This is a genomic window from Stenotrophomonas sp. 364 (assembly GCF_009832905.1).
Classification (GTDB): Bacteria; Pseudomonadota; Gammaproteobacteria; order Xanthomonadales; family Xanthomonadaceae; genus Stenotrophomonas; species Stenotrophomonas maltophilia_AP.
The window spans coordinates 835,410-859,474 of record NZ_CP047135.1 but is presented as its reverse complement, the minus strand read 5'-3'; the positions used below and the strand labels follow the sequence as shown (position 1 = coordinate 859,474).

The window sequence follows — 24,065 nt, the reverse complement described above, 5'->3', positions numbered from 1 at the left end:
ATCGTCCCTCGCGACGGCCTTCTTTTCACTCGGCGCGGTTCGAGCAGGACGGTGAAGATCCACTTGCCTGGTTGATCGAAGACGGGTTGCTTCTACCGTAGAGCCGACCGTTGGTCGGCTGCTCTTGACGTGGCGTCACAGCGCACGACAGCCGACCAACGGTCGGCTCTACCCGGCCATGGCCCGCAACGTAATTCCCACGATGTACGCCAGATACGTCCCAGTGGCATACCCCATCGTCCCTCGCGGCGGCCTTCTTTTCACTCGGCGCGGTTCGAGCAGGACGGTGAAGATGCACTTGCCTGGTTGATCGAAGACGGGTTGCTTCTGCCGTAGAGCCGACCGTTGGTCGGCTGCTCTTGACGTGGCGTCACAGCGCACGGCAGCCGACCAACGGTCGGCTCTACCCGGCCATCGCGCGCAGGGTGATACCCACGATGTAGGCCAGATACGTGCCCGTCGCGTAGCCCATCGTGCCGAGCAGCACGCCGACGGGCGCCAGTGAGGGGTGGAACGCCGCCGCCACCACGGGCGCAGACGCCGGCCCGCCGATGTTGGATTGCGAACCAATGGCGAAGTAGAAGAACGGCACCTTCAGCACCCGCGCCAATGCCCACAGCAGCACGATGTGCACCGCGATCCAGATGATGCCCAGCAGGAACAGCCACGGCCGGTCCAGCAGCGCCAGCAGATCCATCTGCATCCCGATGCAGGCGATCAGGAAGTACAGCAGCAGCGAGCCAAGCTTGGAAGCACCCGCGCCTTCGAGATTCCGCGCGCGCGTGAAACTCAACGCCAACCCGCAGGTTGTGGAAATCACCACCACCCATACGAACGGCGCGTCCAGGCTGAACTGCGACGCCCAGGACACGTGGCCCTTGAACCACGCCGACAGCGGCCCGGCGATCGCGTGCGACAGCCCTACCGTCCCGAACGCCACCGCCACGATCAGCATCAGGTCGGTCAGGCTCGCCACCCGCTCATGCTCGCTGCGGAATTTCTCGATACGCAGCTTGAGTTCGTCGATGCCCGACGTATCGGCCCCGCTACGCGCATCGATTTTCGCCGACCGCCCGGCCAGGAAGATCAGCGCCGCCATCCACACATAGCCCACGCCCACGTCCACCACCGCGAACTGGCCGAACGTGGTGGCGTTGACGTCGAACACCTCGCGCATCGCCAGCATGTTTGCGCCGCCCCCGATCCAGCTGCCGGCCAGCGCCGCCATGCCAGCCCATGTGTCGCCGGCCACCGTGTCCGGGTGCAGCCACTTCATCAGCTGGAACGCCACCACCGCGCCCAGCATGATGCTGAAGGACGCGCCCAGGTACATCACGATCAGCTTCGGACCGAGCCGCAGGATGCCCTTGATGTCCACCGCCAGGGTGAGCAGCACCAGCGCGGCGGGCAACAGGATGTCGCGGGCGATGGGGTTGTACAGGTGCGTGTTCTGGCCGTCGATCAGCCCGAACGTGTTGTAGATGCCCGGGATCAGGTAACACAGCAGCAGCGCCGGCACGACCGTGTAGAAGCGCTTCCACAGCCCCTGCTCGCGCGAGGCGGTCCAGAACACGGCCCCGAGGGTGGCGGCGATCAGGCCGAAGACGACGATGTCGTTCTGGATCAGGGCGGGAGCTTTCACGGGTGTGGAGTACCTGGAGGAGGGGCGTGCGATTCCACACGTTTCGGTAAAACAATCACCGGTAGAGCCGACCGTTGGTCGGCTGCATTTTTACGGCAGCCGACCAACGGTCGGCTCTACCGGTTATACCGCCGACGATCACCGGTTACACCGCCGACGATCACCGGTTACACCGCAGCCGATCACCGGTGATACCACGGCCAACGAGACCCGGTGCCATGGAGAAGCGCCGCCCCAAGGGGCGGCGCGTCCATCCGGCTTATTCGCCGATGTGCTGCTTCAACCAGCCGTTGACGGTGTCGTGCCACTGCACGCTGTTCTGCGGCTTGAGCACCCAGTGGTTCTCATCCGGGAAGTACAGGAACTTGGACTCGATGCCCTGGCGCTGCGCTGCGGTGAACGCGGCCAGGCCCTGTTCGACCGGAATGCGGTAATCGAGCTGGCCGTGGATGATCAGGATCGGCTTCTTCCAGTCGGACACGTGGTTGACCGGGTTGAACTTCTCGTAGTTGGCCGCCTTCTGGTACGGCGTGCCGCCCTGCTCCCACTCGGTGAACCACAGCTCTTCGGTGGCGTAGCCCATCATGCGCTGGTCGAACACACCGTCATGGTTGACCAGGCACTTCCACGGCGCGTTCCAGTTGCCGGCGATCCAGTTGACCATGAAGCCGCCGTAGCTGGCGCCGAGCGCACAGGCCTTGTCGCCGTTGAGGAAGGCGTACTGCTTCTGCGCCGCGGCCCAGCCCTTCTGCAGGTCTTCCAGCGGGCGGTCGCCCCAGTGCTGGCTGATCGCGTCGGTGAACGCCTGGCCGTAGCCGGTGGACCCGTGGAAGTCGATCATCACCACCGCGTAGCCCTGGCCCGCATAGGTCTGCGGGTTCCAGCGGTAGCTCCAGCCGTTGCCGAAGCTGCCCTGCGGGCCGCCGTGGATCAGGAAGGCCACCGGGTAAGTCTTGCCTTCCTGGTAGTTGTACGGCTTGACCACGTACCCGTGTACGGTCTCGTTGTTCCAGCCCTTGAACTGGAACTGCTCGTAGTCGCCGAACGCCACGTCCGGCAGCATCTGCGACGCGCTCGGGGTGATCTCGCGCGGGCTGCTACCGTCGGCGCTGGCCACCACGATCTGGTCACCGCTCTTGAGGCTGTTCTTCGTGTACGCCAGGGTGGTGCCGGCAATGACCGGCGAGCCGATGCTGCCGCCCTCGGCAACGACGGTGGCCTTGCCACTGGCGATGTCGATGTTGAACAGGCGGTGCTCGCCCAGGTCATCGGCGGCGGTGTAGAAGCTGCGGCCGTCGGCGCTCAGCACGATCTCGCCGGCGGAGCGGTCCCACGTCGGCGCGATTTCGCGGGCCTTGCCGGTGGCCAGGTCCAGCGCCATCACGCCGAAGCGGTCCGCTTCGAAGCCCGGGCGCTTCATGGCGCGGTAGTACAGGGTCTTGCCGTCGGCGCTGAACACCGGGCCGGCATCCCAGGCCGGGTTGGCGGCGGTCAGGTTGACCGGCGCCTGCTTGCCCTCCACGTCCAGCTGGTACAGGTCGAAGTTGGTCGACCACGGTTCCTGCTTGCCGGCGACGCGGATGGACGCCACCACGGTCTTGCCGTCCGGTGCCCAGGCGAAGTCGTCATTGCCGCCGAACGGCTTGGACGGCGCATCGCCATCCAGGGTGGCGCTGATCGCCGAGGCGCCCTTCACCGCCGCGCCCTTGGCGGCCGGCAGCGGGGCCACGAACAGGGTGTTGCGGCGGCCATCGTTCCAGGTGTCCCAATGGCGCACGAACAGGGTATCGAACACTTCGCCGGTGTTCTTGCGCGCCTTGTGCGCGTCCAGCTTCTTGCTGGTGCAGGCCAGGTCCGAACCACAGGCCTGGAACACGCCGCTGCTGAACACTACGCGGTCGCCCTGCGGGGAGATGTGGAAGCCGTCCACGTCGACCGGGAAGTCGGTCAGCTGGCGCGGGGTGCCGCCGCTGACCGGCTGCACATACAGCTGCTGGCTGCCGCCCTTGGCGCTCAGGAAGTACACGCTCTGACCGTCGGCCGACAGCGCGGCCGAGTTGACGTTCCAGCCGGCCGGGGTGAGCGGCTTGGGCGGGGCGGCGTCGCGGGTGCGCAGGTTGCGGATGAACAGGCCGGTGCTGGCCTTGCTGTCGGCGCCGACCACGCGCTTGGCGAACACCACGTTGCCACCGTCGGCGGTGAGCAGCGGGGCCGAAACCCGATCCAGCGCGATCATGTCGCGCACATCCAGGCCACGCGTGGCGGCCAGCGACGGCAGCGCGGTCAGCAGGCACAACGGCAGCAGGGCGTAACGAAGTTTCATCGGGTTCTCCGCGGAACGGCAAAACGCCGATGGTAGGGCCGCGGGGGTGGCCGTGGCAAAGGCCATCGGTCATGGCGTTGCCCGGAAACGACAAACCCCGCCGGGGCGGGGTTTGTCGGGTGTCACACCGGGTCGGTCAGACCTTGCCGCCGGACCGCTTGCCGGTGCGGTAGATCAGCCAGCCCACCAGGAACAGCACGGCCAGACCGATCCAGTCGGCACCCGGCAGGGCGAACGGCAGGGCCAGCACATCGGCGCGGCCGCTGAGCACGATCGGGATCGCAATGGCGATACCCATCAGCGCTTCACCGGTGATCAGGCCGGCAGCGAACAGCACGCCCGGCTTGTGCACGCGGTCGCGGCCCTCTTCGTCCTCGGCACGCACCTTGTGGAAGCGCTCGACCAGGTAGGAGATCAGGCCGCCCAGGAAGATCGGCACCATCAGCTCCAGCGGCAGGTAGATGCCGATTGCCGCGGCCAGCACCGGCACGCGGAAACGGGACCCGCGCGACTTCAGCCAGCCATCGAAGGCGATGATGACCGCACCGATGCCCGCACCGATGGCGATGAAGGTCCACGGCAGCTGGCCACCGAACAGACCCTTGGCCACCGAGGCCATCAGGTTGGCCTGCGGCGCCGCCAGGGCGTTGGGATGGGCGGCGGTGGGCGCACCGATGCCGTACGCGGTGGCCAGCAGGTTCAGCACCGGGGCCATGATCAGCGCGCAGGAGAACGCGCCGATGCCCAGCATCAACTGCTGCTTCCACGGGGTTGCGCCAACGATATAGCCGGCCTTGAGGTCCTGCAGGTTGTCACCCCCGACCGCGGCGGCGCAGCACACCACCGCGCCGATCATGATGGCCGCCACCGCACCCAGCGGGGCACCGCCCACGCCGACCGGGGTCAGGCCGCTCTTGCCCAGCAGCAGCACCAGCACGGCCGAGGCGAACAGGATGGTGGAGATGGTGATGCCCGAGACCGGGTTGTTGGACGAGCCGATCAGGCCAGCCAGGTAGGCCGACACCGAAACGAACAGGAAGCCGGCGACGATCATGATGATGGTCATCGGGATCGACACGTGCCACTGGCCCACGATGGCCTGGTACAGCGCCAGCAGCGGCAGGGTGAACACCACCAGCGCCACCAGCATCCACTTCATGGGCAGGTCGCGCTCGGTCTCGGCCAGGGCCGGACCGCCACTCTTGCGCGCAGCGGCAAAGCCGCTCTTGACCCCGTTGAACAGCGACTTGCGCAGCGAGATCAGGGTCCACACGCCGCCGATCAGCATGGCGCCCACACCGAGGTAGCGGATCTTGGCGCTCCAGATCGCAAACGCCGCGTCGGTGGACGACGCAGTGGCGATGGAGGCGGCCAGGGCCGGGTCGCTGTTGACGAAGAACGCCTGGTACAGCGGGATGGCGATGTGCCAGGAGAGGATCGAGCCGGACACCACCACGATGCCGACATTGAGGCCGACGATGTAGCCCACGCCCAGCAGCGCCGGCGACAGGTTGGTGCCGATGAAGGCGGTGATCTTGGAACTGCCGATGTAGGCCGACTGCGCCCAGGCATCGGGAATCAGGCGCATGCCGCTGGCGGCAGCGACCTTGACGAACGCACCGATCACGGCCGACACGGCCAGGATCTTCAGGCCCGGGCCGGGGTTTTCACCGGCCTTGAGCACTTCGGCGGCGGCCTTGCCTTCCGGGAACGGCAGCGGGTCTTCGACGATCATCGAACGCCGCAGCGGCACCGAGAACAGCACGCCCAGCAGGCCACCAAGGCCGGCGATGCCCAGCACCCACCAGTACTTGAAGTCCGGCCAGTAGCCCATGATCACCAGCGCGGGGATGGTGAAGATGACACCGGCGGCGATCGACGAACCGGCCGAGGCGCCGGTCTGCACGATGTTGTTTTCAAGGATGGTGCCACCGCCGAGCAGGCGCAGCACGCCCATGGAGATGACGGCCGCGGGAATCGCGGTGGCGATGGTCAGGCCTGCGAACAGACCGAGGTAGGCGTTGGCGGCCGACAGCACCACCGCCAGCACGATGGCAAGCACCACCGCGCGGAGGGTGAGCTGCTTGGGCGCAGCGTCGTTGTTCATGGATGCCCCTGATGGCAAAAAATCCCTTTCACGCTAGCGTTCAGGGGGCGTCAAGTCCAGTGCGGTTGGTCCCGGCCAGCCGATGGCAGGCGGTGGACGCCGACGATACGGGCTTCAGCCGTCGCCGTTGGCCGCATCCGGCCACAGTTGGCACACCGTCGCGGCGGTCCAACGGAAGGCCTGGCCATGACGAGACACTGCCGGTGATCCAGATCCGCGTCGACGCCCACCTGGGGGGAGCGCGGCGCCCGGCCAGGCCCACAATGGGCGACGGTTGAATTGTTATGTTATATCCTGTCACGCCGCCGACCGGAGCGCCCGTGGCGCCCGCCTCTCCCCGCCTGACCTCGATCGACCAGCTGCGCGGCACGGTGATCGTGCTGATGCTGCTCGACCACGTGCGCGAGACCTTTTACCTGCACGCGCAGGTGGCCGACCCGATGGCGGTGGACCAGGTCGAGCCGGCGCTGTTCGTCAGCCGCCTGCTGGCGCATCTGTGCGCCCCGGTATTCGTGCTGCTCACCGGGCTCTCGGCGTGGCTGTATGGCAGCGGCCAGGCCCAGGGCAAGCGCGCGGCGGCGGCCTTCCTGCTCAAGCGCGGGCTGTTCCTGGTGGCGCTGGAAGTGCTGGTGGTGAATCTTGCCTGGACGCTGCAGTTCCCGCCGAGCGTGGTCTACCTGCAGGTGATCTGGGCGATCGGGCTGAGCATGATCGCGCTGGCCGGCCTGCTGTGGTTGCCGCGCGGGGTGTTGGCGGTTGTCGCGCTGGGGTTGATCGCCGGACACAACCTGCTGGACGACGTGCAGGTGCAGGGTAATGGCGCGTGGGCCGTGCTGTGGAAGGTTCTGCACCAGCGCGACTGGATCGAGCTGGGTCAGCACCTGCGCCTGCGCACCTCGTACCCGGTGTTGCCGTGGATCGGGGTGATCGCGCTGGGGTATGTGCTGGGGCCGTGGTTCGCGCGTGGCGGTGATGCGGTGCTGCGCCAGAAACGGCTGTTGTGGGCCGGTGGTGGCGCGCTGCTGGGGTTCGTCGTGCTGCGCGCGCTCAATGTCTATGGCGATGCGCCGTGGCAGGCGCTGGGCACGGCCGGGCAGACCCTGATGAGCGTCCTCAATGTCACCAAGTACCCGCCGTCGCTGCTGTTCCTGCTGCTCACCCTGGGCATCGGCCTGCTGGTGCTGCGGCTGTACGAGCGGCCCGCGCTGTCGCGGGCATTGGCGCCGCTGGCCAGCATCGGTGCGGCCCCGATGTTCTTCTACCTGCTGCACCTGTACGTGCTGAAACTGCTGTATGTGCTGGCCGAAGCCCGCTGGGGACACACCCACGGCGGGTACTTCGGGGTGGACCACGTGGCCACGCTGTGGGCGATCACCGCGGTGCTGGCACTGGCGCTGTACTGGCCCACCCGGGCCTTTGCGCGGTTGAAGGCACGGCGACGGGATATCGCATGGTTGCGGTATCTGTGAGGCGGGCGTTGCCGGGTGAGTGAGCTCGCCGGCCAGCCGCCGGCACTACCGGTGGCCGGCATTGGTGGCGCGTGGCTCCTATAATTGCCGCCTCTTTGCCGTTGCTACTTCGATGACCGCAGCCGCCCTGCCCGCTTCCGCTTCGACCGCCACCGACGATTTCCTTGGCCACCCCAAGGGCGTCTACGTCTGCTTCTTTACCGAGATGTGGGAGCGGTTTTCGTTCTACGGCATGAAGGCGCTGCTGCTGCTGTACCTCACCAAGTACCACCTGTTCGGCGACAAGGCCGGGCTGGACCTGCTGGGGGCGTATGGCGGGCTGGTGTACTGCATTCCGGTGTTCGGTGGCCTGCTGGCCGACCGCTGGCTGGGCATGCGCAAGGCGGTGGTGTTCGGTGGCGTGCTGCTGGTGCTGGGGCACCTGGGCATGGCCTTCGAAGGCCACGCGGCCACCCGCATCGACGGCCAGATCGTGCGCGACGACGCCGCGCTGGGCATTACCTACCTGTCGCTGGCGCTGATCATCATGGGTGTGGGCTTCCTCAAGCCCAACATCTCCACCATCGTCGGCAAGCTGTACCCGGAAAACGATCCGCGCCGCGATTCGGGCTTCTCGCTGTTCTACGCCGGCATCAACCTGGGCGCGCTGTTCGCCTCGCTGGTGTGCGGCTTCCTCGGCGAGGCCTACGGCTGGAAGTACGGCTTCGGCGCCGCCGGTATCGGCATGGTGATCGGCCTGGGCATGTTCCTGTGGGGCCAGAAGTACCTGCAGGGCCACGCCGAACCGACCGATGTACCCGCGCTGCGCCAGCGCGTGCTGGGCATCCGCCGCGAGTGGCTGATCTATGCGGTGGCCGTGCTTGGCGTGGTGCCGGTGGCGGCGCTGATGTGGGCCGCGGCCAATGGCGCGTTCGCGCTGGGCGGTGAAATCAGCCTGGCGCTGATGTTGATGATCGTGGTGCTGGGGGGCGTGCTGGTGTGGTTCGCCTGGTTCACCGGTACCCGCTGCACGCCGGTGCAGCGCCAGCAGATGATCGCGCTGATGGCGCTGATCTTCATGGCGCTGGTGTTCTTCACCCTGTACGAGCAGACCTACGGGTCGTGGGTGACCTTCACCGACCGCCTGCTGACCAAGGACCTGGTGCCCTCCCTGGTGATCCAGGGCGGCATGCCGCTGCCGTGGTCGATCGCCTCGCTGCTGCTGGCGCCGCTGGGCTTCGTGGTGGCGGCGCGGCTGTCCGAGCGCACTCCCGGCTCGACCGCACCGCGCAATCTGTTCGTCGGCATCGTCGTGTTGATGCTGGTGATGCTGGTCCGCGACTGCCTGGTGATTCCGCAGACCGCCGGCTCGCTGACCTACCTGGGCGGGTTGTTCCTGGTGGTGCTGGCGCCTTTGTTCGCCACGTTGTGGGCCTGGCTGGACCGGCGTCGGCTTGACCCGTCCAAGCCGGTGAAGTCCTCGTTCGGGTTGATCTTCGCCGCGCTGTCGTTCGTGCCGCTGGCCCTGGCGGCGCAGCAGGTGGGCGCGACCGGGCAGATGGCCAGCGTGTGGTGGCTGGTGCTGGCCTACCTGATCCTGGAGATCGGCGAGATGTGCCTGTCGCCGGTGGGCCTGTCGGCGGTGACCCAGCTGGCCGCGCCGCGCGTGGTCAGCCTGATGATGGGCACCTGGTTCCTGGCCACCGCGTTCTCCGAGACGCTGGCCGCGCTGTTCGGCAAGCTCGCCGCGATCGAGGTGCCCGAAGGCGAAACCATGAACATCGCCAGCGCCGCCGCGAGCTACGAGCACCTGTTCTGGCTGCTGATGTGGATCGGCCTGGGCTGCGCGGCGGTGGCCCTGGCCTGTTCGCCGCTGCTGAAGAAGATGATGCACGGGGTGAAGTAAGCCGCGTACACCGGGCCCGCACACAACAACGGCACCTCACGGTGCCGTTGTTGTTTTCAGCCGAACGATGCGATCAGGGTTGCGCGGGCTTGCCGGCCGCAGCGGTTTCACCCCCCAGGTTTTTGGCCAGGAACGCCAGCAGTTTGGTGTAGTACTCGCGACGGTGGGGATCGGTGTAGAAGCCGTGGCCTTCGGTCGAGTAATACAGCGATTCCACCGGCACGCCGGCCTTCTTCAAGGCCGCTTCCATGCGCTTGGTGTGCTGGATCGGTGCGCGCTTGTCTTCGCCGCCGGCGGCCAGGAACACCGGCACCTTGATCTGCGCGGCCAGGTTGACCGGTGACACCGCGCCCAGCTGCTGCGGGTTGCCCAGCCATTCCTTCAGGTAGGTTTCGCCCGAGCCCTGGCTCTGGATGTCGCCATTGGTGAACATCAGCGGCAGGTCGTACACGCCTACATAGCCGGCCGCGCACTTGTACAGCGACGGCTCCTTGGCGGCCCCCATCAACGCGGCGTAACCGCCGTAACTGGCGCCGTAAATGCAGATCCGTGCAGGATCGGCGTGGCCCTGGTCGATGGCCCAGCGGGTGGCGTCGGTGAGGTCGTCCTGCATGGCCCCGCCCCACTGGCGCGCACCGGCCGAGCGATAGGCACGCCCGAAGTTGCCCGAGCCGCGGAAGTTGACCTGCAGCACCGCATAACCGGCCGCGGCCAACAGCTGCGGTTCGATGTCGTAGCTGCCGTCATCGAAGACGCCGAACGGGCCGCCATGCGGCAGTACCACCATCGGCAGCTTGGCGCCGGTCTTGCCCGCGGGCACGGTGAGGAACCCGTTGATGTCCAGACCGTCGCGCGCCTTCACTGCCACCGGCATGACCTTGGCCGACGTTGTGGCGTCGACCCAGCTGCTGCGGCTGATCAGGTGCTCGGCCTTCTTGGCCTCGGTGTTGAAGATGTAGAAGTCGCCGGGGTTCTGCCCCGACCACGCTTCGACCAGCAGCTGCTTGCCGTCGCGGGTGCTGGAGGTGATGTAGATGGCATCGCCTCCGAACGCCGCCTCCAGGCTCCGGTACAGGCGCGCGTCGGGCGAGGTTTCATCGAAGAAGCGGGTCCGCGGCTTGTCGCCCAGATACAGCGCCCCCACCGGAATGGAGGTGCCGGGGCGGCGGATGATCCGGCTTGGGTCCACCTGCGGGTCGCGCAGCAGCGGGGTGCGCTTGCCGGTGGCCGGGTCCCACGACACGATCACGTCCGGGCCCTTGTCCTGTTCGCTGGTGAAGTAGGCCAGGGTGTTGTCGGCCGAGAAGCCGATCGCCTGTTCGATGCGGCCGTTGACGGCCTCGTCGTTGACCAGCTTCCAGGTGTCGCCACTGGCTTCGCGGTAGTACAGCTTGTTGACGTTGTCGGCCCCGGCGCCGTGGGCGAACCGGACCTGGCCGGCGTTGTCGCTGGTGAAGTCGGCGCGGCGCACCGGCGAGCGGGCGATGGTGGTGCGGCGCCCGCTCTGCACATCGAGGCGATCAACGCGGGTGAAGGGGTCCTCGGAGAACGGCCAGATGGAGACCAATACGTTGCGGTCGTCATTGGCCAGCTCATCGAACATGAAGGCGGCTACGGTCTCGACCTTCTTGGGCTGGATGCGCGTGCCGGGGCCGTTGCCTTCCACGCGATAGCCGACCAGCAGTTCGCCGCGGCCGCCGTCGGCGTTCATGGCATACAGCTCGCCGGTGAGGCGCGGCTGGTCCAGCGACCCGATCTTCTCGGCCAGGCCGATCAGCACGCGCTCGCGGTTGACCCAGTCGAACTGGGTGGCATGGTTCTTCGGCGGCGGCACGAACGAACCGACGATCGAGCCGTCGGTACGACGCAGGATCGCCAGTGCGGTCCGGTCTTCCATCGGCACCGTGGCCGCGTAGTACTCGCCATCGGGCGAGATCTTGATATCGGTGAACTGGTCACGCTTGAGGTAGCGCTCCAGATCCACTGCGGCGGCCTGCCCGGCCAGCATCCCCATGGCGACCAACGCCGCCCACTTCGTCATGCGCATCCTTATCCCCTGAACATCCGGACACCTTGTCCGGGTGGCCGATTCTAGGCGCAAGCCGCGCATGGGGGCCAGTGAGCGTCATTACCGGCAGGTGGTGTCGGTTTTGCCCTTGGAAGACGGCACCTTGCCCTTTGGCAAAGAAGCAAAAAAATGGCACCGCAAGCGGTGCCACTCCTCGGACATGCCATGCAGCGCCGGCAAGCGACTACAGCGTCATTGGCGGAACGGGTGTGTCCTTGGGAATATCCATGGGGTTGTTGGAATTTACGCACGAGCAGTCGCCACTCACGCTCCACAGCCGGAGCACGTCCTTCTCGTCCGTCTGGAAACTCTGGGTGCAACCATCGGTATTCCACGAAATAATGCGGGAACCGTCGCGATTATCGAACGTGGACTGCGGCGCGCCCCATTTTGAGACGATCTTCCGCAAGTCCGACCCAATCCAGGATTCCATCGAATCGTTGATGGTTCTCGCACGATTCTTGTGGAACAGCAGCTTGAGATTGATTCCCTTGCAGACCCCGAGCCCCTGCCCGCTTTCCGCATGCGCCGAAGCCAGGCTGCCGACCATCAGCACGCCGCAGACCGCCGCCGTTGCCATCCATTTAGTGATGCTCTGCTTCATTCCCATTCCTTTGTTTTGGCCGGAATCGCCGGCAGCGGATTCTAGCAAGCCAGAACCGCTCGAAGAAAACTCCAAAAAAATGGCACCGCAAGCGGTGCCATTCCAGGAATGCACTGAGGAGAGAGTTCAATGCATGCCGCGGAACGCGAGGGTCAAGGCGAGGATCGACAGGATCACTGCGATGGTGCCGTCGAGGATGCGCCAGGTCTTCGGCTTGGTGAACAGCGGGGCCAGCAGGCGCGCGCCGAGGCCCTGGGCGGTCAACCACAGGCAGCTGGCGGTGAACACGCCGGCCGCGAAGGCCATGCGCGCATTGCCGAAGTTCTCCGCGATGCCGCCGATGACCATCATGTCGAGCCAGAAATGCGGGTTGATCAGCGAGAAGCCGACCGCCGACATCAGTACCGCACGGCGCGAGGTGCTGTCGCCGTCGTCCACGTGCATGCCGCCGCCACCGGCCAGCGCACGCCGCGCCGACTGCCAGGCGTACCACGCCAGGAAGGCCACGCCGCCCCACAGCACCACGGTGGTCAGCCACGGCAGCGCCTGGGTGAGGGTGCGCAGGCCGGCCACGCTGGCGAAGATAAAGATGCCATCGATGGCCGCACAGGTCGCCACGACCGGCACGATGTGCTTGCGCAGGATGCCCTGGCGCAGGATGAAGGCGCTCTGTGCACCGACCACCGCGAACAGGCCGATGCCGGTTGCCGCACCACTGAACCACGCGGCCAGACCGGGGCCGCCGGAGATGAAGGAAAACATGGGATACCGCCTTGTCTTGCGTATGGGGGCGGTGCCTCGCCAAGGCGTACAGCACCGGATGGCGCATATTGTCGCGCCGCAACATGGAAAAGTAGAGCTAAACTTGCTTAACCACCATTAGCCAGGCTTAAGACCATGCGGATCGACCATGCCCAGCTTCGCGCCCTTGCTGCCGTGGTCCGCGAGGGCAGTTTCGAACGCGCCGCGCAGTCGCTCAATGTCACCTCCTCGGCGGTGTCGCAGCGGATCAAGGCGCTGGAAGACCGGGTGGGACGGCTGCTGGTCAAGCGCTCCTCCCCCGCCATGGCCACCCCCGAGGGCCAGGTGCTGGTGCAGCTGGCCGAACAGACTGCCCTGTTGGAGCACGATGCCCTGCACCGGATGGGCCTGGCCGACGAAGACCTGCCGCACGCCAGCATCCCGGTGGCGGTGAACCACGACAGCCTGGAAACCTGGTTCCCCGAGGCGGCCCGCAGCTTCGCCTCGCAGACCGGGACCACCCTGGACCTGCGCCTGGAAGACCAGGACCACACCGTGGCGCTGTTGCGCCAGGGCGCGGTGCTGGGCGCGGTGACCACGCTGGACGAGCCCGTGCAGGGCTGCCAGATCCATGCGCTGGGCAGCATCCGCTATGCCGCCACCTGCACCCCGGCGTTCCATGAGAAGCACTTTTCCAAGGGGGTCAACGCGCAGTCGCTGGCGCAGGCCCCGGTGCTGGTGTTCAACCGCAAGGACGACCTGCAGGCGCGGTTCGCCAGGCGTCTGGCCGGCGAGGACCTGTCGCTGACCGCACCGACCTGGTGGATTCCCTCCACCCGCGCCTTCGTGCAGGCCAACCTGGGCGGGCTGGGCTGGACCATGAACCCGCTGCCGCTGGTCAAACGCCACCTGGAGGCCGGGCGCCTGGTCTACATGAAGCAACGCGCGTGGGAGGACGTGCCGCTGTACTGGCAGCACTGGAAGGGCGATGTGCAGACGATGGCGCTGCTCACCCGCGCGGTGCTGGCCGCCTCGGGGGCGCTGGTAAGAAAGAAGCGATAACCGCCAGCCCGTAACGCCGACCGCTGGTCGGCTGCCTTACCAAGGCCGCCCCCAAACCCTACACGACCCCACAACCCCCTCCAGCGCAGCATCAGCCCCATCCAGCCACGGGGGCCTCAATGGACAGCGATCCGGTCTACCTGCATATCCGGGTGGTGCTCAGCATCATCCTGGGCCTGAGCATCACCACCCTGCTGCGCGGGCTGGCCTCGATCATCGAGCACCCGAAACGACGCGGCTGGTCGTGGATCCACCTGTGCTGGGTGGTGTGGGCGCTGGTGTCGGTGGTGACCTTCTGGTGGTGGGAGTTCCGCCTGGGCGAAGTGCGGCACTGGAATGTCGAGACCTACCTGTTCGTGATCGGCTACTGCGCGTCGTGGTTCATGCTGTGCACCCTGCTGTTCCCGGACGACGTGCGCGAGTTCGGCAGCCTGGAAAACTACCTGCTGCAGCGGCGTGGCGGGTTCTTCGGGGTGCTGGCGCTGATCACGGTGCTGGACCTGGTGGATACCGCGATCAAAGGCCACAGCCGCTGGCAGATGCTGGGCCAGGCGTACTGGGTGCATACCGTGCTGATGCTGGCCATTGCCGCGTTGGGCATCACGATGAAAACCCGCCGGGGCCACCTGTGGCTGGCGCTGGCGGCGCTCGGCTACCAGTGCGGGTATTTCGCGGCGGAGTACTTCACGCTGGGGAGCGATTGAGCGCACCTGGAGGAAGCGTGGATACGGCGTGGGAACAGACTGCGACTAATCGGCACCCGGGTCTGCGCCGACCCGGAGCGTGGCACGAATCATCCGAGCCTCTGCGCCTCGCCATGGTTGCACGCTATACCCGAATTCCACCGTGACGTCGGCCGGCTGACCGGGTTGCTGGCCGATGTCATGCTGCATCAATATCCAGCGCAACCGTCGGGATTGCGCAGGTTCGATCACCTGCAGGTGATCAAGAAGCCGGGAATTGGGCAGCGCCGTCATGTCGCCGGGAACAGCGCGCCTCAGCGCGCGCCCTCGCCCACCCGGCCGTCCACGATGTGCAGTTTGGCGCGGATGATGGTGGCATCTGCGCCCTTGCGCTCGGGTGTGATGTTCAAACCGAACACCGCGTCCAGATCGATCGGGCGCAGTGCGAAGTCGGTGATTTCCTTCGGGGTGATCGGCCAGGTGAAGCGCACCGACTGGCCCGGGGCCAGCGTCTCCAGGTCCTTGAGCATCAGGCCGTCGACAGGATTGCGCCGCAGCTGCTTTTCCTTGCCCGAATGGCGGTCCACCAGGCGCACGGCCGGGCCGCGCTTGCGCAGGAAGGCCACCGGCAGCGACACGTTGTTGCGGCCACTGTTGCGCAGCTCCAGTTCGACACGCACGTCATCCCCAAGGAAACGGCACTGGGCATCGTCGATGCAGCGGGCGTGGAGTTCGATCATGGCGGCGGGTTCCGGGGTCTGGGCAAACGTGGGTGAGGCGGCAAACAGGGCAATCAGCGGAATCAGGAAACGGTGCATGTTATCTCCCGGCCGATCTCACGGCTCAGCAATTGCTGGACCTCCATGCCGATATTCCAGGCAAAGCGCGGGTGGGTGCCCGTGCTCTGGTAGGTGGACATGATGGTGGACAGCGGGTCGGTGCTTTCGCGGAAGGACTGCGCTTCGACCGTGGCCGGGTCGAAGCTGCCGTCCGGGCGGGCGTAGCGCACCGTGTCCGATGCATCGTCTTCGTTCTCGGAATATTCGTCGGGAAGACCGAGGGTATGCGCGAATTCGTGCGCGTAGGTCCATTTGTCGGTGGTGGTGGAGATGTACACGTTGGGCGGATCCACCATCTCGCGATCGTAGTCCTTGTGCAGCAGCAGTGTGTAGTCCTGGCCGGCGTCCACCCACTGGATCTCATAGCGGATCGGGAAGCTGCGCGTGCCGCACAACGGGTCGTTCACGGTCAGGGTGAACCTGCCGTTCCAGTGCTCGTCCACGCCTTCCATCATGCGCAGCTTGGCGGTGGTCACATCCCCCGGGGTTACGCCGGCCAGCGGTGTTACGCGGGCTTTGATCGACACCACCACGTCACCGCCGCTCTTGGCGGGCACGGCGATATGGTAGGACACGGGGAACTCCCATGGGTACTTGGTCCCGTGCGGATCGAGGGTCTCGTAATAGCGGCCGTCGGCATTGACCGCTATCTGCGCCTCGTGGTCGCGCACCCAGCACTGCGGCGCAGGCGCCCCGTCAGGCACATACGACGGCGTGGGGCCGGCCTTGATGCCCTTCATCGCATCCAGCACCGAGGCAACGCCGCCCAGCACGGCGGCCGCCCGGCTCAGGCCGCTGGCTTTGCTGCCCCCGCTGCCCCCGGCATCCACGCTGACCATCGCCTGCTGGCCGGCCAGCAGCGTACAGCCGCAGCTGGCCTTGTCGCCGTGGCGGGCCACCGGGTTGCCGTCGATGATGAGGGTGGCGTCGCCGCTGGCGATCACCCCGGGGCCATGCACCTTGCAGACCACCGGGTCGTTGACCCGGGCGACGGCGCGTCCGTCGATATCCGTGAACGGGGAACCGGCTACTACCGTACCGCCCAGATGGAGGTGGTCACCGACCACGACCAGCATCCTTGCCATTGCGTACCTATCTTTATTTCGACGTATTCAGCCTTGTCAGTTTAACCGGAGACTCCCTGCCACCGGCAGCCCGTCGGATGCTGCGTTGCACCAAATCCGTACCGGAAAGGGCTAAAATCCGCATCAGGAAGCCGCTTTGAGCCCGTCTTCACAGGCTTGCGCGCCATCGGCGGCATCCTTTCCATATCTCCCCCCATTGAGATTCCCATGAAAAAACTCGCGAAGGTCGTCCTCGGCCTGTTCGTGCTGCTGCTATTGGTGGCAGCCGTGTTCCTGTACTGGCCGCTGCACCAGCGCTCGGTTCCGGCCGCCGGCAACGACAAGCCGGTCGACGTCGTGCTGGTTGGTGGCGGCATCATGAGCATCACCCTGGCCACGTTCCTGCAGGAGCTGCAGCCGGACTGGAACATCCAGGTGTATGAACGCCTGGACGGCGTGGCGCTGGAAAGCTCGGACGGCTGGAACAACGCCGGCACCGGCCATTCGGCCTTCGCCGAGCTGAACTACACCCCGGAACTGCCCGACGGCAGCATCGAGACCAAGCGCGCGGTGGGCATCGCCGAGCAGTTCGAGATCTCGCGCCAGTTCTGGTCGCACCAGGTGAAGGCCGGCCGGCTCAGCCAGCCGTCGGACTTCATCAACCCGACCCCGCACATGAGCTTCGTCTGGGGCGACGACAACATCGCCTACCTGCACAAGCGCCAGCAGGCGCTGGTCAAGAACCCGCTGTTCTACGGCATGCAGTACTCCGAGGACGCCGCGCAGATCAGGCAGTGGGCGCCGCTGCTGATGGAAGGCCGCGACCCGAAGCAGAAGGTGGCCGCCACCTGGATGCCGCTGGGCACTGACGTCAATTTCGGCGTGATCACCCGCCAGCTCACCGCCGGCCTGCAGCGCAGCCCGAATTTCCAGCTGCACCTGAAGCACGAAGTGGGCGCGCTGCGCCAGAACGATGACAAGACCTGGAACGTGACCGTGAAGGACCTCACGTCCGGCACCGAGTCCACGATCAAGTCGCGCTTCGTGTTCATCGGTGCCGGCGGTGCCGCGCTGAAGCTCCTGCAGCTGTCGGGCATTCCCGAAGCGAAGAATTACGCCGGCTTCCCGGTGGGTGGCCAGTTCCTGGCCTTCCAGAACCCGGCCATCGCCGGGCGCCACACGGTGAAGGCCTACGGCATGGCCGAGACCGGCTCGCCGCCGATGTCGGTGCCGCACCTGGATGCGCGCAAGCTGGACGGCAAGCCGGTGGTGCTGTTCGGTCCGTTCGCGCTGTACAGCACCAAGTTCCTCAAGCACGGTTCGTGGTTCGACCTGTATTCGTCGGTGAACCACAACAACGTGGCCGGCATGCTGGACGTGGGCGCGGAAAACCTGGACCTGGTGAAGTACCTGATGGGCCAGGCGCGCCTGAACGACGCCGACCGCCAGGCCGAACTGGTGAAGTACTTCCCCAATGCCAAGCGCGAGGACTGGAAGCTTGTCACCGCCGGCCAGCGCGTGCAGATCATCAAGCGCGATCCGGAGAAGGGGCCGGTGCTGCAGTTCGGCACCGAGATCGTGACCGACAAGGACCACACCCTGGCCGCGCTGCTGGGTGCCTCGCCGGGTGCGTCGACCTCGCCGCCGATCATGCTGGACCTGCTGAAGAAGGCCTTCCCGCAGCAGATGGCGGCCGGCTGGGAAGCGCGCCTGCAGCAGATCGTGCCGTCCTATGGGCGCAAGCTCAACGAGAGTGCGGCGCTGACCAACGAGATCCGCCGCCAGACCAGCGACACGCTGAAGCTGCCCTACCTGGACGTGCCGGTGGAAACCTCGCCGGCAGTGATGCTGACCCCGCCGCCGGCCGCCAAGCCGGCGCAGAAGACGCGCAACGCCAACGAGGAACTGCAGGCGCTGTAAGCCTGCGGCCTGCGGCCCCGGCCGCGGGGTGAACACCTGATCCGGCCCCGTGTGGGCCGGATTTTTTTTGCCCGTTGCCCTGCACGGCGACGGTGGAGAGGACCGGAATCGGCAGGCCAGGCGCTCACCGTCCCGCACGCGGGCGCATTCAGGAATTGTAAAGCGAATGAGAACGCTTTACATTTACGCACCCCTGCGCTGCCGGCGCGGGCCTGGCCGGAACCCACGGACGGCCGCCAGGCCCTGCTCACCACCCACGGCTGCAACGGCACCGACCCACGGTCGGGGCGTCACCCCCTCAGATGGATCTACCGCCTGGCGCCAGTGGCGCCGGCCTGCTGTGCCTGCTGCCCGCTGTTCCCCCTCCCGAGACCGATTCGAGACCTGCGCATGTCCTTCCGCGACCTTTCGCCCCGCTCCCTCCGCCGCGCCCCGCTGGGCCTGGCCCTGCTTTCCGTGCTGTCGCTGGCTTCGCCCCTGGCCCAGGCCGACACTGCCGCCGACGCCAGCGACGCCAAGACGCTGGACAAGGTCAGCGTGCTGGGCGAGCGCGCCGCGCCGTCCAGCACCACGCGCCTGCCGATCAGCCTGCAGGAAACCCCGCAGTCGTCCAGCGTGATCGGCCTGCAGCGGCTGCAGGACGAATCGCTGTTCAGCCTCAACGATGTCATGCGCAACGTCACCGGCGTCAGCGTGTCCTTCTACGACACCCAGCGCCCGCTGTACTACGCGCGCGGCTTTGCCATCACCGATTTCCAGGTGGATGGCATTCCCACCTACAGCGGTTCGACCAACCAGGAATACGACACCGCCTTCTACGACAGCGTGGAAGTGATCCGCGGTGCCAACGGCCTGCTCAGCGGTGCCGGCGTGCCCTCGGCCACGGTCAACCTGCTGCGCAAGCGCCCGGGCAAGACGTTCGATGCGTCGTTCTCGGTCAGCGCCGGCAGCTGGGACTACCAGCGCATGGAAGCGGACGTGACCGCGCCGCTGACCGCCGACGGCCGCTTCCGCAGCCGCGTGGTGGCCGCCTACACCGATCGTGATTTCTATTACGACCGCTACAAGGAAAACAAGATGGCCGGCATGGCCGTGCTGGAAGGTGACCTCACCGACAGCACCACCGTGACCGTGGGCTACCAGACCCAGGACAACAACCCGGTCGGCTCGACCTGGGGCACCGTGCCGTTCTTCGACAGCCAGGGCAACTTCGCGCACCTGCCGCGCTCGACCAACGTGGCCCCGAAGTGGAGCTACTGGCAGCGCGAAACCAGCACCGTGTTCGCCAACCTGGAACAGCATTTCGGCGAGAACTGGCTGCTCAAGGTCAACACCGCCTACACCCGCGGCAACGTGCAGAATGTGCGCCTGTACGGCACCGGCTACCCGGACCCGGCCACAGGCGCGGGCATCTACCTGCGCACCGCGGCCGGCGATTCGGAAGACACCCGGCGCAACGTGGATGCCTACCTGAGCGGCACCTTCGATCTGTTCGGGCGCGAGCATGACGTGACCCTGGGCGGGCAGTGGTCCGACCTGGAAAGCACCACCAACACCCTCGCCCTGAACTACCCCGCCGACTGGGCGCGCTGCGGCACCGAGCGCTGCTACTACATCCCCAACATCCGTTCATGGGATGGCGACATTTCCGAAGTGACCTACACGCGTACCGGTGCCCGCCGCGTGGCGCGCACCCGGCAGAGCGGCGTGTACCTGGCCACCCGCCTGCGCCTGGCCGATCCGCTGTCGCTGATCGCCGGCGCGCGCCTGAGCCGCTGGGAGACGCTGACCCGCGCCTACAACGTGGCCGGTGCGTACACCGCCACCAGCGGTGCCTACAAGGTGAAGGACGAGGTGACGCCGTACGTGGGCCTGGTGTATGACATCACCCCGCAGTTCTCGGTCTACGGCAGCTACACCGAAATCTTCAACCCGCAGAACTACAAGGACAAGAACGAGAACCTGCTGGCGCCAGTGCAGGGCTCCAACCTGGAAGCGGGCATCAAGAGCCAGTGGTTCGACGGCCGCCTGACCGCCAATGCGGCGGTGTTCGAGGCCAAGCAGGACAACTACGCGATGCGCGACATGAGCGTGCCCGACGGCTCGCTGAGCGACGGCAGCTCGGCCTACATCGGCGTCAACGGCACCAAGGCGCGCGGCTGGGAAGTGGACATCAACGGCGAGATCCTGCCGGGCTGGACGGTCAATGCCGGCTTCACCCACGTCAAGGTGACCCGCGCGGCCACCGACCAGCTGTACGCCAACCCGGCCGAAGACCTGCTGCAGCTCAACACGCAGGTGCAGCTGCGCGGTGCGCTGTCGCGCCTGAGCGTGGGCGGCGGCGTGCAGTGGCAGAGCAAGGTGCAGGGCTACAACATCCCCTACCCGCTGGGCGGCACGGTCACGGTGAACCAGCCGGCGTATGCGCTGGTGCAGTTCAACGCCAACTATCGCATCACCGACAACTGGACGGCCACGCTGAGCGTGCGCAACGCGCTGGACAAGACCTACTGGGCCAATCTGGACTACAACAACTACGGCGAACCGCGCTTCGTGGCGGCCAGCCTGCGCTGGACGTTCTGAGACCACGCGCGTAGAGCCCGGCTCTGCCCGGCTGCCTGACAGCGGCCGCGCAGAGCCCGGCGCCACGGCGCCCCACGTCATCAACCTGAACAGGCCCGCCCCTTGGCGGGCCTTGTTTTTTGCTGCGCTGCGGGTTGCACACCGCTCCGTAATTATGGCGTAATTATCTCAACGTCATCCGGATCTGTGTCGATGAACCCTACTTGGGACACCTTGGCGCGCAGTCGCCAGGCACGACTCGAACGCGCAGCGCCCTGGGCCTGCGGCCGTGAGGTGGCGGCCGGCGATATCGCCGCGCTGCTGCACGCCCTGCTTGAACCGGGCGACAAGGTTTGCCTGGAGGGGAACAACCAGAAGCAGGCCGACTTCCTTGCCCAGGCCCTGGCCGACCTCGACCCGGCCCGCGTACACGACCTGCACATGGTGCAGTCGGTGCTGTCGCTCCCCGCGCACCTGGACGTGTTCGAGCGCGGGATCGCCTCGAAACTCGACTTCTCCTTCTCCGGGCCGCAGTCGGTGCGGCTGGCCAACCTGGTCGCCGAAGGGCGCATCCAGATCGGCGCCATCCACACCTACCTGGAACTGTTCGGCCGCTACTTCATCGACCTCACCCCGCGCGTGGCGATGGTGGCCGCGCAGGCGGCGGACCGGCACGGCAACCTCTACACGGGGCCGAATACCGAAGACACCCCGGTGATCGTCGAAGCGACCGCCTTCGGGGGCGGCATTGTCATCGCGCAGGTCAACGAGATCGTCGATACCCTGCCCCGCGTCGACATCCCCGCCGACTGGGTCAACTTCGTGGTGCAGGCGCCGCGCCCGAACCACATCGAACCGCTGTTCACCCGCGATCCGGCGCAGATCTCCGAGATCCAGGTGCTGATGGCGATGATGGCGATCAAGGGCATCTACGCCGAGTACGGCGTCAACCGGCTCAACCATGGCATCGGCTTCGACACGGCCGCGATCGAACTGCTGTTGCCCACCTATGCCGAATCGTTGGGGCTGAAGGGAAAGATCTGCCAGCACTGGGCGCTCAATCCGCACCCGGCGCTGATCCCCGCCATCGAGTCGGGCTTCGTCAAATCGGTGCATTCGTTCGGCTCGGAACTGGGCATGGAGAAGTACATCGCGGCGCGCGGCGATGTGTTCTTCACCGGCGCCGACGGGTCGATGCGCTCCAACCGCGCGTTCTCGCAGACCGCCGGCCTGTATGCCTGCGACATGTTCATCGGCTCCACGTTGCAGATCGACCTGCAGGGCAACAGTTCCACCGCCACCCGCGACCGTATCGCCGGCTTCGGTGGCGCGCCCAACATGGGCTCGGATGCACGCGGTCGCCGCCATGCCAGCGCTGCCTGGCTCAAGGCCGGCCAGCAGGCCGCACGCCCCGGCGACATGCCGCGCGGGCGCAAGCTGGTGGTGCAGATGGTGGAAACCTTCCGCGAGCACATGGCGCCGGCGTTCGTCGATCGCCTGGATGCGTGGGAGCTGGCCGAGCGCGCGGCGATGCCACTGCCGCCGGTGATGATCTACGGCGACGACGTCAGCCACGTGCTCACCGAAGAAGGCATCGCCAACCTGCTGCTGTGCCGCACCCCCGAAGAGCGCGAGCAGGCCATCCGTGGCGTGGCCGGCTACACCGCAGTGGGCCTGGGCCGCGACCGCGCCATGGTCGAGAACCTGCGCGACCGCGGCGTGATCCAGCGCCCGGACGACCTGGGCATCAACGTACGCGATGCCAGCCGCGACCTGCTGGCCGCACGCTCGGTGAAAGACCTGGTGCGCTGGTCCGGCGGTCTGTACGACCCGCCCAAGCGCTTCCGCAACTGGTAAGGGACAGGCCCATGGAAACCCTCACATATCGATTCGACGGCACCACCGCCGTGCGCTTCCCCACCGAGGCGGTGCTGGTGGGCGTGCTGGCGTCGGGCAACCTTGAAGTGCTGCTGGAACCGGCCGCGCTGGACGGCGCGATGGCGGTTCGCATCATCACGGCCGCCAAGGGCTTCGGCACTGTCTGGGAGGCGGTGATCGGCGACTTCGCACAGCGCCATCCACTGCGTGACGTGCAGGTATCGATCAACGATGCCGGCGCCACCCCGGCCGTGGTCAGCCTGCGCCTGGACCAGGCGGTGCAGACCCTGCGCGCGGGGGGGCAACCATGAGCATCGCCCACCGCCACAGCTATTACGAAGCCGATGCGCGCGAGCGCATCGCCGGCCTGCTCGATGCGGGCACGTTCAAGGAACTGCTGGGCCCGGCCCGGCGCGCGATGAGCCCGCACCTTGCGCAACTGGACCAGCCCGCCGCGTTCGACGACGGCATCGTGGTGGGCGAAGGCCTGCTGCGCGGCAAGCGCGTACTGGTGGCCGCGCAGCAAGGCCAGTTCATGGGCGGCGGCGTGGGCGAGGTGCACGGCGCCAAGCTCACCGGCCTGCTGCACCGTGCGGTAGACCAGCGCCCGGACGGCGTGCTGCTGCTGCTGGATACCGGCGGCGTGCGGCTGCACGAAGCCAATGCCGGGCTGATCGCCATTTCCGAGATCATGCGCGCCACCCTGGCCGCGCGTGCCGCCGGGGTGCCGGTGGTTGCCCTGATCGGCAGCGGCAACGGCGCATTCGGCGGCATGGGCATCGTGGCGCGCTGCTGCACCACGGTGATCATGTCCGAAGAGGGGCGCTTGTCGCTGTCCGGGCCGGAGGTGATCGAAACGGTGCGCGGCGTGGAAGAGTTCGACGCCCGCGACCGCGCCCTGGTGTGGCGCGTCACCGGCGGCAAGCACCGCTACCTGATCGACCAGGCCCAGGTGTTGGTGCCTGACGCGATCAGCGCCTTCGCGCAGGCCGCCTTCGATGCACTGGTGCCCGATACCGACAGCACCGACACCGATGCGGCACTGGCCGCCTTGCAGGCCCGCCATGCCGCATTGCAGGCGCGGGTGCAGGCCTGGGGCGGCTGCCGGGATGGGCTGGACATCTGGGCCCTGCAGGGCATTGCCGACCCGCAGCAGCTGCCGCTGCTGGAGACCGACGCCTTCCTTGCCGCCACCGCCGCCCGGAGACTGCCATGACC

17 protein-coding genes are annotated in these 24,065 nt (G+C 66.8%); 9 read left to right on the top strand and 8 right to left on the bottom strand.

Translation table 11 applies throughout. From position 1 onward, the window contains the following. Positions 1-403: 403 nt before the first annotated feature. The 3 genes from GQ674_RS04080 to GQ674_RS04070 all read right to left on the bottom strand — a co-directional run bounded on the left by GQ674_RS04080 (position 404) and on the right by GQ674_RS04070 (position 6,072). The gene (locus GQ674_RS04080) at positions 404-1,642 is read right to left on the bottom strand and encodes a DUF819 family protein (protein WP_193557404.1); all 1,239 of its coding nucleotides are present in this window, start codon (positions 1,640-1,642) and stop codon (positions 404-406) included. Positions 1,643-1,901: 259 nt separating this feature from the next. Further along, positions 1,902-3,965: a S9 family peptidase gene (locus GQ674_RS04075; RefSeq protein WP_159496060.1), complete on the bottom strand. Its 2,064-nt coding sequence runs from the start codon at positions 3,963-3,965 to the stop codon at positions 1,902-1,904. A gap of 136 nt (positions 3,966-4,101) precedes the next feature. Continuing rightward, the gene (locus GQ674_RS04070) at positions 4,102-6,072 is read right to left on the bottom strand and encodes an oligopeptide transporter, OPT family (protein WP_128095446.1); all 1,971 of its coding nucleotides are present in this window, start codon (positions 6,070-6,072) and stop codon (positions 4,102-4,104) included. 284 nt (positions 6,073-6,356) lie between these two features. Between GQ674_RS04070 and GQ674_RS04065 the strand changes: the two genes are divergently transcribed. Together GQ674_RS04065 and GQ674_RS04060 are read left to right on the top strand one after the other, a co-directional pair. Further along, entirely contained in the window at positions 6,357-7,541 is a 1,185-nt protein-coding gene (locus GQ674_RS04065; RefSeq protein ID WP_159496059.1) for a heparan-alpha-glucosaminide N-acetyltransferase domain-containing protein, read from the top strand. Positions 7,542-7,653: 112 nt separating this feature from the next. Then, a complete protein-coding gene (locus GQ674_RS04060; RefSeq protein WP_159496058.1) occupies positions 7,654-9,426 on the top strand; it encodes an oligopeptide:H+ symporter in 1,773 nt (590 codons plus the stop codon). A 73-nt stretch (positions 9,427-9,499) separates the two neighbouring features. Here GQ674_RS04060 and GQ674_RS04055 read toward each other — a convergent pair whose 3' ends face one another. The 3 genes from GQ674_RS04055 to GQ674_RS04045 form a co-directional block, all read right to left on the bottom strand. After that, positions 9,500-11,467 carry a S9 family peptidase gene (locus GQ674_RS04055; protein WP_159496057.1) on the bottom strand — a complete coding sequence of 656 codons (1,968 nt, stop codon included), beginning with the start codon at positions 11,465-11,467 and terminating at the stop codon, positions 9,500-9,502. Positions 11,468-11,678: 211 nt separating this feature from the next. Beyond that, the gene (locus GQ674_RS04050) at positions 11,679-12,098 is read right to left on the bottom strand and encodes a hypothetical protein (RefSeq protein ID WP_159496056.1); all 420 of its coding nucleotides are present in this window, start codon (positions 12,096-12,098) and stop codon (positions 11,679-11,681) included. Between the two features lie 126 nt (positions 12,099-12,224). Continuing rightward, positions 12,225-12,860, bottom strand: coding sequence for a LysE family transporter (locus tag GQ674_RS04045; protein ID WP_038689752.1), 636 nt, complete (start codon positions 12,858-12,860; stop codon positions 12,225-12,227). Between the two features lie 135 nt (positions 12,861-12,995). Between GQ674_RS04045 and GQ674_RS04040 the strand changes: the two genes are divergently transcribed. Together GQ674_RS04040 and GQ674_RS04035 are read left to right on the top strand one after the other, a co-directional pair. Further along, positions 12,996-13,901, top strand: a complete 906-nt coding sequence (locus tag GQ674_RS04040; RefSeq protein WP_159496055.1) for a LysR family transcriptional regulator ArgP — start codon at positions 12,996-12,998, stop codon at positions 13,899-13,901. Between the two features lie 119 nt (positions 13,902-14,020). Continuing rightward, positions 14,021-14,605 (top strand): hypothetical protein, encoded by a 585-nt coding sequence (locus GQ674_RS04035; RefSeq protein WP_159496054.1) that lies wholly within the window; start codon positions 14,021-14,023, stop codon positions 14,603-14,605. Positions 14,606-14,898: 293 nt separating this feature from the next. Here the strand turns inward: GQ674_RS04035 and GQ674_RS04030 are convergent, their stop codons facing one another. Together GQ674_RS04030 and GQ674_RS04025 are read right to left on the bottom strand one after the other, a co-directional pair. Beyond that, positions 14,899-15,402, bottom strand: coding sequence for a hypothetical protein (locus GQ674_RS04030; RefSeq protein ID WP_159496053.1), 504 nt, complete (start codon positions 15,400-15,402; stop codon positions 14,899-14,901). Continuing rightward, positions 15,387-16,508 carry a PAAR domain-containing protein gene (locus GQ674_RS04025; RefSeq protein WP_159496052.1) on the bottom strand — a complete coding sequence of 374 codons (1,122 nt, stop codon included), beginning with the start codon at positions 16,506-16,508 and terminating at the stop codon, positions 15,387-15,389. The genes GQ674_RS04030 and GQ674_RS04025 overlap by 16 nt, the downstream gene beginning before the upstream one ends. A 207-nt stretch (positions 16,509-16,715) precedes the next feature. On the opposite strand from GQ674_RS04025, the gene mqo reads away from it, so the two are divergent. The 5 genes from mqo (at position 16,716) to GQ674_RS04000 (ending at position 24,063) form a co-directional block, all read left to right on the top strand. After that, a complete protein-coding gene (mqo, locus tag GQ674_RS04020; protein WP_159496051.1) occupies positions 16,716-18,407 on the top strand; it encodes a malate dehydrogenase (quinone) in 1,692 nt (563 codons plus the stop codon). 390 nt (positions 18,408-18,797) lie between these two features. After that, complete coding sequence (locus GQ674_RS04015; RefSeq protein ID WP_159496050.1) at positions 18,798-20,990, top strand: TonB-dependent siderophore receptor; 2,193 nt, start codon at positions 18,798-18,800, stop codon at positions 20,988-20,990. Between the two features lie 192 nt (positions 20,991-21,182). Further along, positions 21,183-22,826 (top strand): malonate decarboxylase subunit alpha, encoded by a 1,644-nt coding sequence (gene mdcA / locus GQ674_RS04010; protein WP_159496049.1) that lies wholly within the window; start codon positions 21,183-21,185, stop codon positions 22,824-22,826. A gap of 11 nt (positions 22,827-22,837) precedes the next feature. Beyond that, positions 22,838-23,158, top strand: a complete 321-nt coding sequence (gene mdcC / locus GQ674_RS04005; RefSeq protein ID WP_128097705.1) for a malonate decarboxylase acyl carrier protein — start codon at positions 22,838-22,840, stop codon at positions 23,156-23,158. Continuing rightward, positions 23,155-24,063: a biotin-independent malonate decarboxylase subunit beta gene (locus GQ674_RS04000; protein ID WP_159496048.1), complete on the top strand. Its 909-nt coding sequence runs from the start codon at positions 23,155-23,157 to the stop codon at positions 24,061-24,063. Before mdcC ends, GQ674_RS04000 begins: the two co-directional genes overlap by 4 nt. Positions 24,064-24,065: the final 2 nt, after the last annotated feature.

Bases quoted from the DNA above. Each gene is read 5' to 3' on its own strand.
- GQ674_RS04075 (WP_159496060.1), bottom strand. From the start codon at position 3,965: ATGAAACTTCGTTACGCCCTGCTGCCGTTGTGCCTGCTGACCGCGCTG.
- GQ674_RS04070 (WP_128095446.1), bottom strand. From the start codon at position 6,072: ATGAACAACGACGCTGCGCCCAAGCAGCTCACCCTCCGCGCGGTGGTG.
- GQ674_RS04065 (WP_159496059.1), top strand. From the start codon at position 6,357: ATGTTATATCCTGTCACGCCGCCGACCGGAGCGCCCGTGGCGCCCGCC.
- GQ674_RS04060 (WP_159496058.1), top strand. From the start codon at position 7,654: ATGACCGCAGCCGCCCTGCCCGCTTCCGCTTCGACCGCCACCGACGAT.
- GQ674_RS04055 (WP_159496057.1), bottom strand. From the start codon at position 11,467: ATGACGAAGTGGGCGGCGTTGGTCGCCATGGGGATGCTGGCCGGGCAG.
- GQ674_RS04050 (WP_159496056.1), bottom strand. From the start codon at position 12,098: ATGAAGCAGAGCATCACTAAATGGATGGCAACGGCGGCGGTCTGCGGC.
- GQ674_RS04045 (WP_038689752.1), bottom strand. From the start codon at position 12,860: ATGTTTTCCTTCATCTCCGGCGGCCCCGGTCTGGCCGCGTGGTTCAGT.
- GQ674_RS04040 (WP_159496055.1), top strand. From the start codon at position 12,996: ATGCGGATCGACCATGCCCAGCTTCGCGCCCTTGCTGCCGTGGTCCGC.
- GQ674_RS04035 (WP_159496054.1), top strand. From the start codon at position 14,021: ATGGACAGCGATCCGGTCTACCTGCATATCCGGGTGGTGCTCAGCATC.
- GQ674_RS04030 (WP_159496053.1), bottom strand. From the start codon at position 15,402: ATGCACCGTTTCCTGATTCCGCTGATTGCCCTGTTTGCCGCCTCACCC.
- GQ674_RS04025 (WP_159496052.1), bottom strand. From the start codon at position 16,508: ATGGCAAGGATGCTGGTCGTGGTCGGTGACCACCTCCATCTGGGCGGT.
- mqo (WP_159496051.1), top strand. From the start codon at position 16,716: ATGAAAAAACTCGCGAAGGTCGTCCTCGGCCTGTTCGTGCTGCTGCTA.
- GQ674_RS04015 (WP_159496050.1), top strand. From the start codon at position 18,798: ATGTCCTTCCGCGACCTTTCGCCCCGCTCCCTCCGCCGCGCCCCGCTG.
- mdcA (WP_159496049.1), top strand. From the start codon at position 21,183: ATGAACCCTACTTGGGACACCTTGGCGCGCAGTCGCCAGGCACGACTC.
- mdcC (WP_128097705.1), top strand. From the start codon at position 22,838: ATGGAAACCCTCACATATCGATTCGACGGCACCACCGCCGTGCGCTTC.
- GQ674_RS04000 (WP_159496048.1), top strand. From the start codon at position 23,155: ATGAGCATCGCCCACCGCCACAGCTATTACGAAGCCGATGCGCGCGAG.